Here is a 13,591-nt window from a genome sequence, read left to right on the forward strand (position 1 = left end):
CATAAAAAGTGTTAACTCTCTTCTGCTTCTTTCAAAATCACTCTAATATTTAACTTTAAAATAACAAAAATCAAAATTTACGAACATAGGTTTACTTTTTTTACAATAAAAAAAAGGTATAATGCGTCACTTTTACAAGGGTAATAATTATGGATAAGAATAAAATTTACGTATTTGATACTACATTAAGAGATGGAGAACAATCTCCTGGTTGTTCTATGAATACAGAAGAGAAAATAAGAGTTGCATTACAATTAGAAAAATTGGGTGTGGATATTATAGAAGCAGGATTTGCAGCAGCAAGTCCCGGAGATTTTGATGCTGTAAGCAGAATAGCGGAAGTTGTTAAAAACTCTTCAATCTGTTCTTTAAGCAGAGCTATTGAAAATGATATCAAACAAGCAGGACTTGCGGTTCAAAATGCACCGAAACACAGAATCCACACTTTTATTGCTACTTCACCGATACATATGAAATATAAATTAAAAATGAGTGAAGATGAGGTTATCAAAAGAGCCGTAAGAGCAGTAGAGTATGCAAAAACTTTTGTTGATGATGTTGAGTTCTCATTGGAAGATGCGGGAAGATCTGAAATCCCTTTTATGAAAGAGGTTATGGATGCTGTTATAAGTGCGGGAGCTACAACTATCAACTTACCTGATACAGTTGGATATAGATTACCCAGCGAATTAGGTGCTATGGTAAAAGAGTTAAGTGATTTCGCAGGTGACAGAGCTATAATTTCAGTACACAATCACAATGATTTGGGTTTGGCTACTGCAAATACTTTAGCTTCGGTTGTAAACGGAGCGAGACAAATTGAAGTAACAATCAACGGTTTAGGTGAAAGAGCAGGAAACTCAGCTTTAGAAGAAGCTGTAATGGCAATAAAAACTAGAGGTGATGCTTTCGGCGGATTGTATACTGATATTAATACTCCTGAAATCTATCCTACTTCAAGATTAGTTGCAACAATAACAGGTGTTGAACCGCAACAAAACAAAGCAATAGTCGGTAAAAATGCATTTTCACATGAAAGTGGAATCCACCAAGACGGTGTTTTAAAACATCAAGAGACATATGAAATTATGAAACCTGAAGATGTGGGAGTATTCAAAGATTCTACATTGATTTTAGGAAAACACTCGGGAAGAGCTGCCTTTAGAGACAAAATCAAACAGTTAGGATTTGATAAAGTAAGTGATGAAGAGTTAAACGCAACCTTTGAAAAATTTAAAGTTTTAGCCGATAAGAAAAAAGATATAACAGATGATGATGTTAGAATGTTAATTACGGATGAAGCATTAAATTCAGATAAAACTTACGATTTATTGGGCTTACAAATCTCTGATTGTTCAAACGGTATGCCAATGGCAGCAGTTACAATCAAATATAAAGATGAGATTATACAAGATGCAAATATCGGTGACGGTACTATGGATGCAATCTTTAAAACAATCGACAGACTTACAGGTTATGACGGTCAATTAAAAGATTATAAAGTTTTATCCGTAACTGAAGGAAAAGATGCTTTGGCAAAAGTTACAGCTAGAGTCTCTTTTGATGAAGCTTCACCTGAGTTTGTAGGTCACGGCTTAAGTATTGATACTATGATGGCAACTGCAAAGGCTTATTTAGGAGCCGTTAACTCTTATCTTTCTCAAAAAGAGAGATTGTCTAAAAAAACAGAACACCAAGTATAAAGTAGTTTTCTACTTTATACTTTCTCTCATAATAAATAAGCAAATAAAAAAATAACTTCCATATTGAGATTTAAAATCAATTATAAGCTTAATTAGATAAAATATCTATATTAAAATAACTTTCAAGGAAATTTATGCTGACTATTATTGTCACCACTTTGTTTTTTGCACTTATGACAAATATTTTTTTAAAAAGGTTCAATCTTCCTACTATTATAGGTTATATTTTTACGGGAACGATTATTGCTTACGGATTTGAATTACATGATGCGGTAAATAATCATACTTTAAAAGAGATTGCAGAATTCGGCGTTGTTTTTCTTATGTTTACAATAGGCTTGGAGTTCTCTTTAGAGCATCTAAAAAAGATGAAAAACGAGGTTTTCGTAGCAGGAACACTTCAAATAGCAGTCACTTCAATAATCGTATTTTGTATTAGTTATTATATTTTTGATATTCCAAAAGATATTTCATTTATTTTATCTCTTGTTATCTCTTTATCCTCAACGGCAATTGTTCTAAAAACTTTTAATGAAACAGGTGAAATAAATAAAAGATACGGACAAAGAAGTCTGGGAATATTGATTATGCAGGATATTGCTGTTATTCCTATTCTTTTGACTATAGGATTTATGACAACGTCTTCTGAAAGTATTCATGAAGTTTTACTTGAAATGTTTATTCATGCGATTATTTTATTAGTCTTACTTTTTACTATAGGAAAATATCTGCTTGAACCTTTTTTTAAAGCAATTTCAAAAACAAATTCCGATGAACTTTTTGTAGGAACTATTCTGTTTTTAGCAATAGGCGCTTCTCATTTAGCTCATTTACTCGGGTTTTCATACTCTTTAGGTGCTTTTATTGCGGGTATGTTGATTGCAGAAACCAGATATAAACATCAAGCAGAAGCTGATTTGGTTCCTTTTAGAGATTTGCTTTTAGGAATCTTCTTTATAACAGTTGGTATGCAGCTTAGTTTTGAAATTATTTTTTCATATATTCATATAATATTGGCTCTGCTTGCAGCAGTTATGGTTTTAAAATTTATAATTATCTTTTTGATTATTAGAATAAATGAAAACAAAAGAGTCAGTCTTAAAACTGCACTTAGTTTGATTCAAATAGGTGAATTTTCTTTAGCTTTGCTTGAGCTGGCAAAAACAGGAGGACTTGTACCTGCCCCTTATGGACAAATTATGATTGTAACGATAGTTTTAAGTATGATTGCAACTCCTATAATACTTAAAAATTTGACTTCCATTGTGGATTTTCTTACAAAAAATGAAGAGACCGTAGTAGAACAAGAAGATATCGAGTCAAGCAGTTTAAAAGATCACACTATTATTTTGGGCTTAGGTGAATTTGGAAGAAATATTGCAGATGAATTGGCAAACAGTTCAGAACCTTATATAGCTATTGAAAACAACGTAGAGAGCTTTTACCGCTCTTTAAAAAGCGGTTATAACGTAGTTTTTGGAAATGCCACAAATAAAGATTTACTAAGAAGTGCTAATTTAAAAGAGGCAAAATATGTAATCGTAGCTATTGACAATGCAAAAAAATTATATCAAGTATGTGACAGTATTCAACAGACAGTCTCAACAGATAAAATAATCGTAAAAGTGCATACAAAAAAAGAGAGTGATATTATAAGTGATTTTAATATCTCAAATATTTTTGTAGAAAATATGATTACCAGTAAAAAAATTACAAATCTAATCATAAAAAAAGAGGGTGAAGAATAAAGATTTTTCCTATTTATAAGTAGTTTAAACTATATTTATTGATATAATAAATATATTAGCTCAATAAAAATAGGAAAAATGGAAAATATAATAGTCAATGCTTTTTATAAATTAGATGCATCCGCAAAATATAGCTCTTTTAAAAAGTTTACGAAAAATATATTAGAAAACAATCAATACAAATATAAAAAATATTTTGATTTTTGTATGATTTTTCTAGTTTTAAGTACTATTGGTATATTAATTTATGAAGTTAATCATCCAAAGCTATTTCTTCTTGATACTTATGAATACTTTGCTATTGTTATATTTTTGTTTGAATGGCTGGGAAGAGCTTGGGTATACAGTGATGTCAGGAAAACGGTTATAAAAGATTATGAAGAGAGTCTTTTTCTTGCAAAAGAGTATAAAGTCTCAAAATCTTTAAAAAAAGCATTTAAAGAAAAACTTGATTTTATCTTTTCTCCTATGTCTATAATCGATCTCTTAGCAATCCTTCCTGCATACAGACCTATAAGAGTTTTAAGAATTTTTTTGCTTTTTAGACTTTTTAAAATACTTAGATATACAAACTCTCTAAAAGAGTTTTTAAATATCTTTATCGAAAGAAAATTTGAACTTTATACTTTGGCTATCTTAAGTGGTGTTGTTATCTTTTTCGGTTCAACTATTATGTTCGTATATGAAGGACCGCAAGGCGTAAATGATAAGGTAAATCATTTTTTCGATGCAGTATATTGGTCTTTAATTACAATTTCTACAGTTGGTTACGGTGATATAGTTCCCATTACTCCCGAAGGTAAAATGGTAACTTTAGTTCTTATAATAAACGGTTTTTTGGTTATTGCTTTTAGTACCTCTATTGTTACTACGGCTTTAGCAGAAAGAATGGAAAAAATAAAAAAGAACAGAGTAGAAAACGAAGTTAAAAAACTTGAAGAGTTTGTAATAATCTGCACTTACGATATTTTGGCAAAAAATTTGGCAAAACAGTTTATCAGGCATAAAAGGAGAGTTTTAATAGTAGATGATAACGAAGATAGAATAGCTTCGGCAAAAGATGACAATCTTTTGGGAATATTATCAGATCCTACAAATATGGATTTCTTAAAAAATGTCGGAGTAGGTGACGGTGCTTCAACAATAATAGCACTTAGTGAAGATGATGCAACAAATCTCTCAATAGTTCTTGGAGCAAGAGCTTTGGATAGTAATATTCAGATAATAACGTTGGTAAATGATCCAGAAGTGGAAAATAAACTAAAATTGGCAGGTGCAGATTTTACAATCAACTCAAATCAGATAAGTGCTTTTGTAGCAGGAGAATATATAGGACAACCGGTTGCATTTGAAGCTGTTGACGGAATTTTGCTAGAAGAGGATAAATATGCAAAAGTTGATGAAATAGAGATTGTAAGCGGAATGAGAATAATAGATAAAGATATAAATCTTATAAATTTTGAAGATTATAATCTGACCTTGATAGGTATAATAAATCGTTCAAACAATAATGAATTTATTTTTAATCCTATAAATTTGAAATATACCTTAAAAGAGAAAGATATCTTAATCGTGATAGGGTTTAAAGAGTCTTTAAAAGAGTTAAGAAATGATTTCTTGACAAAAGAGTTTTAGGCAGAAAAATGAAAAATAGTGTAATAATTTACGGATATACGACTTTAGGAGTAAAAATAGCCAATATTTTGGATGAAAAAGGCTATAAAGTGATTATTGTAGATTTTGAACCTTTGGCTTTAGAAAAAGCTCAAAAAGAGGGTTTTATAACCCATGATTCTACACTTCTAAATGACAATGAACTTGTAGAATTGGGAATCGGAAGTTCGATAGATTCACTATTTTGCGTAAGTAACAGCAATAAAAACAATCTTTTCGTAACTTTGTCTGCTAGAAACTTGGATAAAAATTTGAAGATAATTTCCACTTCAAAAACAAAAGCGGAATCAAAAAAACTGATGATAGCAGGAGCTACAAAAGTTTTGAACCCAAATGAACTTGCAGCTTTCAGAATATACAGATATATGACAAAACCTCTGATGTTGAAAGTTTTAGATGAAATTTTATTTAGTAAATCGGATTTGAATATATCGGAAATATCGATTACAAAAGATTCTAAGCTGGACGGAAAACTTTTAAAAGAGATAACAAGTCATAAAAAGTTTAATATTTTGCTTATCGGAATAATGGATAAGGAAAGAGGAAATAATTTTATTTTTAATGCGAAAGGAATAAATCATAAAATTGACGAAGGAGATATTTTGGTTGTTGTAGGTAAAAGTTCTGATTTACGGAATTTTAGAAATTATATTATAGGTGTTGCTAATGATGCAGTTTAACTTTTTTTTAAAGCTCTTAAGAGAGTCTTTTAGAGATTTGGTACCTATTGTAATAGTTATTCTGTTTTTTCAATTGGCAATTATCCAAGCAGTGCCTGAAGGCTGGGTTTCAACTGCTGTTGGATTATGTATAGTAGGTTTTGGTTTAGCTGTTTTTTTACAAGGACTTGAGATAGGAATTTTCCCTGTGGGAGAAGGTCTGGCAAGGGAGTTTGCAAGAAACGGCTCTATGAAATGGGTCTTGATTTTCGGTTTTTTAATAGGTTTCGGTACAACAATAGCGGAACCTGCACTTGTGGTAATTGCAGATAAGGCAGCTTCTATTTCAAGCGGAAGAATCGATGCCAATATTTTAAGACTTGTTGTGGCAGGTTCTGTAGGATTTGCCATTTTATTAGGAGTTTATAGAATTTACAAAGGTCATGCAATCCATTATTATATTATAGCTGGATATATTTTGGTTGTAGGCGTTACTTTTTTTGCTCCAAAAGAGATAATAGGTCTTGCATATGATTTAGGTGGAGTTACGACTTCTACTGTTACTGTTCCTCTTGTTGCAGCACTCGGAATAGGTCTAGCTTCTTCAATAAAAGGAAGAAATCCCGTTATTGACGGCTTTGGACTTATAGCTTTTGCTTCTTTAACCCCTATGATTTTTGTGCAGATTTACGGAATTGCCGTTTATAATCTTGTTGAAGCCAAAGATGTTGCCTCTGTAGTAATTAATGCAAAGGTCTCTGTACCTACAGATACTACGATTTTCTCTGTTTTTAAGGGAATAGCTTCAGTTGTAAAAGATGTTGCTCCAATACTGCTTATTATTCTATTTTTTCAATACGGTGTTTTAAAGAAAAGAATAGACAATATTAAAACCGTATTCTTAGGTTTCTTTTTAGTAGTAATAGGACTTTATGCTTTTATTTTAGGTTTGGAAATGGGATTATTCAGCCTTGGTGAAACTATGGCTTTCCAACTTACCAAATCAGAATCTATGAATATGGTTTATGCTTTTGCTTTTGCAATCGGTTTTTCTACAACAATGGCAGAACCAGCGCTTATGGCTATTGCAAAAAAAGCAAAAGAGATTAGTGACGGAAAAATAAATGATTTTGCCCTTAGAATATTTGTTGCTTTCGGTGTAGCTATAGGAATTGCTTTAGGAGCATTTAGAATAGTTGACGGCGGACATATTCACTACTATATTATATTTGGGTATATTATTGTTATTATATTAACTTCAATTGCTCCTAAATATATTATTCCAGTTGCTTATGACAGCGGCGGAGTTACTACTTCAACGGTAACTGTTCCTCTTGTTGCCGCACTTGGAATAGGACTTGCTACGAATATTGAAGGAAGAAGTCCTTTAATCGACGGATTCGGGCTTATAGCTTTTGCTTCTCTTTTTCCTATGATTACGGTTATGCTTTATGGAATCATTACAGAAAAACTAGGAGTTAAATCAGATACCGAAATTGAAGCGGCTAATATTTTAAGGGATGCTTTAGTTGATGCCGAAAATATGGATTTAGCAACGGTAAATATTGACGGAAGCGACAGAAGACACTCTTTACCGATGGATTTTTCCGCTGTTGTTATTATTGTTCCAAATGAGAAAAAAGTGGATGCTATTCAAGCTGCAAATAAAGCAGGAGCCCCTGGTGTTACTGTTTTAAGAGCAGACGGAATAGGGCTTGGGCAGATGGATAATTATTATAGAAGTTCTTTTGAGGCAAATGACGTGTTACTACTCTTTTTACTTCCTCAAAGTTTGGTTAATCCCGTTATTAAATCTATTATTCACACTTTACACCTAACTACAACGGGAAAAGGTATAGCTTTTGCTTTTCCTTTGAGTCATATGAAAGGAATAAGTCTAAGCAGACATGATATTTTTATAAATAGAAAAGATCATAAAAATCCTGAAAATGACACGGAAACCTTGATAAAAAAAGAGGAAGAAAAACTAACATCAAAAATAGAAGAGCCGGTATTAAATGAAACAGATAAATAGTTTAGAGCAAATAAACAGTCTAATAGATACAAGAGAACCTGTACTTGTATATTTTTCGGGAGAAAATTGCTCTGTATGCAAAGCTTTGAAACCCAAAATAGAAAAAGAGGTTTTAAAAAACTTTCCTAAATTTGAGCTTCGGGAAATAAAAGTTGATTTATATAAAGAGATAGCAAGTAGTTTTTCGGTATTTTCTATTCCGACAATAGTAATATTTTTTGATTCAAAAGAGTTTAAAAGGTACGGAAGAAATATCTCCGTATCTTGCTTTATTGATGAGATAAAAAGACCTTATAAGCTATTTACGGAGTAGAATTTATGAAAAAAACGATTTTTATTATAGCAGTTGTTTTTATAGCTATGCAGTTTATACAAATTGATAAAACAAATGAAAAAACAGATAAAAACTTGGAAATAAAAGCACCTGAAAATATAATGACGATGTTAAAGACTTCATGTTATGATTGCCATTCAAACGAGGTAAAATGGCCGTGGTATTCAAATATTGCACCTTTTTCCTGGATGATAAACAGACATGTAAAAGATGGAAGAAAAGCATTGAATTTTTCTACTTGGGAAAATTATACAAAAGAAGAAAAAAACAAAAAACTAAAAGAGATATTTAGAACGGCATATGCGGCAATGCCTTTAAACAGCTATAAATGGATTCATAAAGATGCCGAATTAACAAGAAGCCAAAGAACTATGATTAGAGAATGGACGGGAGTTAAAAAATAGTTTGAGAGAAGAAGTTCAAGAATTATTAGACGATAAAAAAACACTACTTACTGTTACTTATTTTAAACTTCAAAAAATGTTTGAAAAAAAGTACGGTCAAAATACTGTTATTTTGATGGAAATAGGTACTTTTTTTGAGGTTTACGAAGTAAATAATGATGAAGAACAGATAGGAAAAGCAAAAGAGATAGCTGAACTTTTAAATATTCAGCTAACAAGAAAAAACAAATCTATTTTGGAAAATTCAAAAGAGAATCCTATTATGGCAGGAGTTCCTGCAATCTCGCTGGAAAAACATTTAGCAAGAATAATCGGTGAACAAAAATATACCGTAGTTTTAATAAGACAAAAAGGAGTACCTCCAAAAGTATCAAGATATCTTGATACGGTAGTAAGCCCCGGAACGAATTTTGATTTTGTTTTAGATCAAGATGAAAACAATATAACCTCTTTGGTCGTAGATGAGATAAAAGGAATTTATCTTATAGGTTATTCTGCTATTGATGTTACAACGGGAAAATGTTTTTACAATGAAGTTCACGGAACAAGCGAAGATAAGTTTTTTGCTCTTGATGAAGTTTTCAATTATATGAATATGCATAAAACAAATGAAGTAGTAATAACTTTTAAAGATAAAAATATAAATCAAAAAGAGGTAATAGATTATCTTGAACTTAAACTAAAAACTTTTCATATAGGCTCTTTTGTTCCTAAAATTACATATCAAAACGAACTTTTTAAAAATGTATTTAATATAGAATCTCTTTTGACTGCAATAGAACATCTTGATATGGAGAGAGTTCCTTTAAGCTCGGAAGCTTTGGCTATTTTGATTGATTTTGTAATAGGACATGATTCAAATATAGTTCAAAAACTTTCACATCCCGTTAAACTTGACGTAAGTAAATATATCTATTTAGGAAATAATGCTTTAGAACAGTTAAATATTATAGAAACAACCCATAATCCAAGTCTTATAAAACTTATAAACCAAACTTCGACGGCAATGGGTAAAAGACTTTTAAAAGAGAGATTAACCCATCCAATAAAAGAGAGTAAAGAGTTGTTAAGACGATATGCTCTTTCAAAAGAGCTATATGATTATCATGCTCCAATAGAGAATGAACTTGCAAATATTTATGATATAGAAAGACTTACAAGAAGAATAAAACTAAGCAGACTTCACCCTTTTGAGTTAAATTATTTATATGATTCTTTACTTAGTATAAAAGAAGTAGTCTCTTTTATGGAAAATTATAAATTTATAACACCTCCTTGTTCTTTGGCCCAGCTTCAAATGTTTATTGATTCTATTGATTCAACTTTTGATTTAAGCGTGTCGGGAAAATATATGCTTAAAGATGTAGAGTCAAATATGGTTTGCAGCGGAATAAATCATAAAATAGATGAATTAAATAAAGAGAATGAAAAACTTTACGCAAAACTTGAACTTTTGAAAAATCATATTTTATCTTTTTTAAGCAGCAGCGATCAAAACTATGTTTCAATTCAAAGACTTGATAAAGAGGGATTCTTCTTAAGTTTGACAAAAAACAGATATAACTCAATAAAAGAGCAGCTTTTAACCTCCCATTTAATAATTGATGATGATCTTCTTTTATTTAAAGATTTTAATATAAAAGTGCAGACAACAAGCGTAAAAATCTCTTGCAGTTTAACAGATAGAATATCAGACAGATATGTACACAATTTACGAAGAATAATTGAGCTTAATAAACTTGTGTTTAAAGAAAAACTTTCTGAATTTGAAAAAAAATTTGCAACGCTTTTAGAGGATTTGGTACAGTTTATTGCTGAGGTTGATTTAACGGTTTCAAATATAAAAACAGCAAAAAAACACAATTATGTTTGTCCTAAAATAGTTAAAACAAAAGATGATGAAAACTTTTTGGAACTTATTGATTTAAGACATCCGATTATTGAAGAAAATGAAGAGCAGGGAATCTATGTACCTAATGATATTATCTTAGGAGAACTTAGTTTAGCACAAGATGAACATAAAAACAATGTTATTATAAAAAACTCAAATCCTATTAATATTAACAATAATAAAATGCACGGTATTTTGCTTTACGGAATCAACTCTTCAGGAAAATCCTCTTTGATGAAATCAATAGGAATAGCGGTAATTCTTGCACAAGCAGGATTTTATGTACCTTGCAAATCTATGAGATTTTCTATTTTTGATTCAGTTTTTACCAGAATCAGCGGAGCTGATAATATTGCAAAAGGTTTATCCTCTTTTGCGGTTGAGATGTTAGAGCTTAAAAATATTTTTAATAGAGCAAATAAACGCTCTTTGGTTTTAGGAGATGAAATTTCCCACAGTACGGAAACAATGAGCGGCTTGTCTATTGTCGCAAGTGCGATATTAAAACTAGCCAAACTGGAATCTCTTTTTGTATTTGCGACACATTTACATCAACTTCCCGAAATAGAAGAGATAGCACAACTTAAAAACATAATTTCTCTTCATCTATCCGTAATGTATGAAAATCAAGAAGACAAACTTATTTTCGATAGAAAACTAAAATACGGAAGCGGCTCTTCTATGTATGGATTGGAGTATGCAAAATCTTTACATATGGATAGAGAGTTTTTAAGCGTAGCAAATGAGATTAGAAAAAAACTGACCGATGATTATACTCCTGTTGAGAGATTAACCAAAAGAAAAGCTTCAAAATACAACAAAGATGTATTTGTAAGCTCTTGCGTAATTTGCGGAAAAGCTTGTGATGACGTTCACCACATAAAAGAACAGGCAAGGGCAAATAAAGATGGGTTTATAGGGCATGTTAACGCAAATCATAAATATAATCTAATACCTCTTTGTAAAGAACATCATAAAATGGTACATGAAGGAACTATAAATATAAACGGTTTTGTAGCAACTTCAAAAGGATTGGAACTTCATTATACTATGGTAAAAGAAGAAGAGAGATAGAGTTACTTTTTATCTTCTCTCTCTTTTTTTGTTTTTAAAATATTCCTTACAAGAAGAATTATAAAAAATACAGCCGTCAAAAAAGATATAACAGCTCCTTGCATATTTGAATCTTGAAAAAAAGTATATGCAAGAGCTAAACAGATTAAAGATATAACCAAACACATTAATATTTCTCTTTCTCTCCGTTTTTAAGTATATCTTTCGTAAATCTTATAACTCTGTTTCTTCCTGTCTCTTTTGCTTTATAAAGACATAAATCCGCATATTTGATACATTTCCAAAATTGGTTGGTATCTTCAGGATAAAAAGCATAACCTATACTTACTGTTTTACTAAAAGATTCATTGTTAAAATTAAATACGATTTTTCCAAATTCGCTGTTTATTCTTGAAGCCAGCTCTTTTGCACTCTCATGAGTTGGATTTCTCATTACTATTAAGAACTCTTCTCCTCCGAATCTTACGATAAACTCATTGTTTGTAATATTGCTTTTCATTGTTTTTGCAAGTCTTTGTAAAATCGCATCTCCTGCATCATGACCGTAAGTATCGTTTACCATTTTAAAATAGTCGATATCTAAAAACATTACGGCATAAGTAGTATTATGAGAAAGCTCTTTAGGCATAGTTTTATCTACAAACTCATCTAAATATTTTCTGTTATAAAGACCTGTTAATCCGTCTACTAGATTTCTTTCTCTTAACACATCCATTAAAATTCGGCTTTCTAAAATAGGTTTTGTCTCTTCAAGATATTTTTTAATTATTCCTATTTGATACTTATTGTGATGAATACAAGCTTTATCTTCACATAAAATATGAATTGTAATAGCTTTTTGTTCATTTATATTAAAAGGAATACAAGTATAATCGTCAGGTGCTTCACAAGAAGCTACTCTACAAACTTCCGGAAAAGTTTCAGAAGAGATAACATTGTCGGTTCTTTGCGCTCTGCATAACTCTCTTATCTCTTTTTTTATACTACAACAAGGAGCTTTTCCTTTCGGAGCATAAATGATTTTTCTTTCATCTTTTTGTAAATCCTCTTCAAAAATATAAAAACTTTTTATCTCCAATTTATCTTTTAATACCTGAATAAGTCTGTAATATATATCATCTTTTGTTAAATCCGTTTCTATGGTTTTTTTATAGTTGTAGATTTCCGAAATATCTTCTATTATCTCTTTTGCAGTTAAGAGTTTGTCGTTATTTACGTTTGTAGCTCTGTTATGAACAAAAGATGTAAGATTTTTTTCAATTCCTGTCAAAACCGTTTCAAGTTTTTCTATAATCTCATTTAACCACATAAAGGCTTCTTTATCCTCTTTTAGAATGCCTTCTTTGGCTCTTATTGTGTAATTGCCTTCATGAACTTGTTTTAAAACCTCTGTAATATAATCAAAAGAGGTAGTATAAGGTTTGATTTTTTTGCTTATAAATATAAGAATAAAAATTAAAAAAAGTATAACTATAGCTATTATATTAAGCAAAATAGCAATACTTGACATTCTATCTTCTTGTATATCAAAAGTTAAGGAAATAGCTCCTAAAACCTCTCCCTCTTTTGCATTATGACAGCTTAAACAGTTTGGTTTATCTGCCGAAGAAGCCGTATAAGGAATCGTTATTCTAAGATTTGCTTTTTTTATACTTTCATTTACTACAACTTTCTCTTTTCCAGTTTCTAAAACTTGCTTGTCTATTTCATCTCTTGGGGTTTCATTTGCGAAATTGCTGTTTCCGAATTGCTCACTTACTCTAGGTGATCTAATCACCCAAAGTTCATTTAACTCTCTTAATCTTTCTAAACTGTTTAAGAAAACATCTCTTTGGTTCATATTCCCGTTTATCATATGGGAAGTTAAAGTATTTTTTACAATATCGGCAGTTAAATAGGCTCTCTTTTTTGCACTGTCATAACCGCTTTGTCTTGAACCGATTGCTACCAAAGCAACAATAATCAAGGTTAAAAGTGTAACCATTGAAAATATAATAAGAGTTATCTTCTTGTTAGAATTCATATTTTGCCTTTTTTAATTAAAATTGTAAAATATCTATATATTAAGA

The 13,591-nt window shown here is 30.7% G+C and carries 10 protein-coding genes; 8 read left to right on the forward strand and 2 right to left on the reverse strand.

Annotation, left to right across the window (positions count from 1 at the left end; genetic code table 11):
• Positions 1 to 149: 149 nt before the first annotated feature.
• The 8 genes from AANAER_RS03165 to AANAER_RS03200 all read left to right on the forward strand — a co-directional run bounded on the left by AANAER_RS03165 (position 150) and on the right by AANAER_RS03200 (position 11,522).
• On the forward strand, positions 150 to 1,703 hold the full coding sequence (locus AANAER_RS03165) for a 2-isopropylmalate synthase (protein WP_129082381.1): 1,554 nt from the start codon (positions 150 to 152) through the stop codon (positions 1,701 to 1,703).
• A 134-nt stretch (positions 1,704 to 1,837) separates the two neighbouring features.
• Positions 1,838 to 3,451: a cation:proton antiporter gene (locus AANAER_RS03170; protein WP_129082382.1), complete on the forward strand. Its 1,614-nt coding sequence runs from the start codon at positions 1,838 to 1,840 to the stop codon at positions 3,449 to 3,451.
• Between the two features lie 78 nt (positions 3,452 to 3,529).
• The gene (locus tag AANAER_RS03175) at positions 3,530 to 5,086 is read left to right on the forward strand and encodes an ion transporter (protein WP_129082383.1); all 1,557 of its coding nucleotides are present in this window, start codon (positions 3,530 to 3,532) and stop codon (positions 5,084 to 5,086) included.
• Between the two features lie 8 nt (positions 5,087 to 5,094).
• A complete protein-coding gene (locus AANAER_RS03180) occupies positions 5,095 to 5,805 on the forward strand; it encodes a potassium channel family protein (protein ID WP_129082384.1) in 711 nt (236 codons plus the stop codon).
• Complete coding sequence (locus AANAER_RS03185; RefSeq protein ID WP_129082385.1) at positions 5,792 to 7,819, forward strand: DUF1538 family protein; 2,028 nt, start codon at positions 5,792 to 5,794, stop codon at positions 7,817 to 7,819. The genes AANAER_RS03180 and AANAER_RS03185 overlap by 14 nt, the downstream gene beginning before the upstream one ends.
• Complete coding sequence (locus tag AANAER_RS03190; protein ID WP_129082386.1) at positions 7,803 to 8,132, forward strand: thioredoxin family protein; 330 nt, start codon at positions 7,803 to 7,805, stop codon at positions 8,130 to 8,132. The genes AANAER_RS03185 and AANAER_RS03190 overlap by 17 nt, the downstream gene beginning before the upstream one ends.
• 5 nt (positions 8,133 to 8,137) lie before the next feature.
• Positions 8,138 to 8,557 (forward strand): heme-binding domain-containing protein, encoded by a 420-nt coding sequence (locus AANAER_RS03195; protein WP_129082387.1) that lies wholly within the window; start codon positions 8,138 to 8,140, stop codon positions 8,555 to 8,557.
• A gap of 1 nt (position 8,558) precedes the next feature.
• Positions 8,559 to 11,522: a MutS-related protein gene (locus AANAER_RS03200; protein ID WP_129082388.1), complete on the forward strand. Its 2,964-nt coding sequence runs from the start codon at positions 8,559 to 8,561 to the stop codon at positions 11,520 to 11,522.
• 2 nt (positions 11,523 to 11,524) lie between these two features.
• Here AANAER_RS03200 and AANAER_RS14935 read toward each other — a convergent pair whose 3' ends face one another.
• Together AANAER_RS14935 and AANAER_RS03205 are read right to left on the reverse strand one after the other, a co-directional pair.
• Positions 11,525 to 11,689, reverse strand: a complete 165-nt coding sequence (locus AANAER_RS14935) for a hypothetical protein (RefSeq protein WP_164969353.1) — start codon at positions 11,687 to 11,689, stop codon at positions 11,525 to 11,527.
• Positions 11,689 to 13,545: a GGDEF domain-containing protein gene (locus tag AANAER_RS03205; RefSeq protein WP_129082389.1), complete on the reverse strand. Its 1,857-nt coding sequence runs from the start codon at positions 13,543 to 13,545 to the stop codon at positions 11,689 to 11,691. Before AANAER_RS03205 ends, AANAER_RS14935 begins: the two co-directional genes overlap by 1 nt.
• Positions 13,546 to 13,591: the final 46 nt, after the last annotated feature.

Origin of the sequence: Halarcobacter anaerophilus, assembly GCF_006459125.1 — a bacterium.
GTDB classification, from domain to species: domain Bacteria; phylum Campylobacterota; class Campylobacteria; order Campylobacterales; family Arcobacteraceae; genus Halarcobacter; species Halarcobacter anaerophilus.

What these genes read in the sequence shown, in the direction of transcription:
- AANAER_RS03165 (WP_129082381.1), top strand. Translation starts at nt 150, where the DNA reads ATGGATAAGAATAAAATTTACGTATTTGATACTACATTAAGAGATGGA.
- AANAER_RS03170 (WP_129082382.1), top strand. Translation starts at nt 1,838, where the DNA reads ATGCTGACTATTATTGTCACCACTTTGTTTTTTGCACTTATGACAAAT.
- AANAER_RS03175 (WP_129082383.1), top strand. Translation starts at nt 3,530, where the DNA reads ATGGAAAATATAATAGTCAATGCTTTTTATAAATTAGATGCATCCGCA.
- AANAER_RS03180 (WP_129082384.1), top strand. Translation starts at nt 5,095, where the DNA reads ATGAAAAATAGTGTAATAATTTACGGATATACGACTTTAGGAGTAAAA.
- AANAER_RS03185 (WP_129082385.1), top strand. Translation starts at nt 5,792, where the DNA reads ATGATGCAGTTTAACTTTTTTTTAAAGCTCTTAAGAGAGTCTTTTAGA.
- AANAER_RS03190 (WP_129082386.1), top strand. Translation starts at nt 7,803, where the DNA reads ATGAAACAGATAAATAGTTTAGAGCAAATAAACAGTCTAATAGATACA.
- AANAER_RS03195 (WP_129082387.1), top strand. Translation starts at nt 8,138, where the DNA reads ATGAAAAAAACGATTTTTATTATAGCAGTTGTTTTTATAGCTATGCAG.
- AANAER_RS14935 (WP_164969353.1), bottom strand. Translation starts at nt 11,689, where the DNA reads ATGTGTTTGGTTATATCTTTAATCTGTTTAGCTCTTGCATATACTTTT.
- AANAER_RS03205 (WP_129082389.1), bottom strand. Translation starts at nt 13,545, where the DNA reads ATGAATTCTAACAAGAAGATAACTCTTATTATATTTTCAATGGTTACA.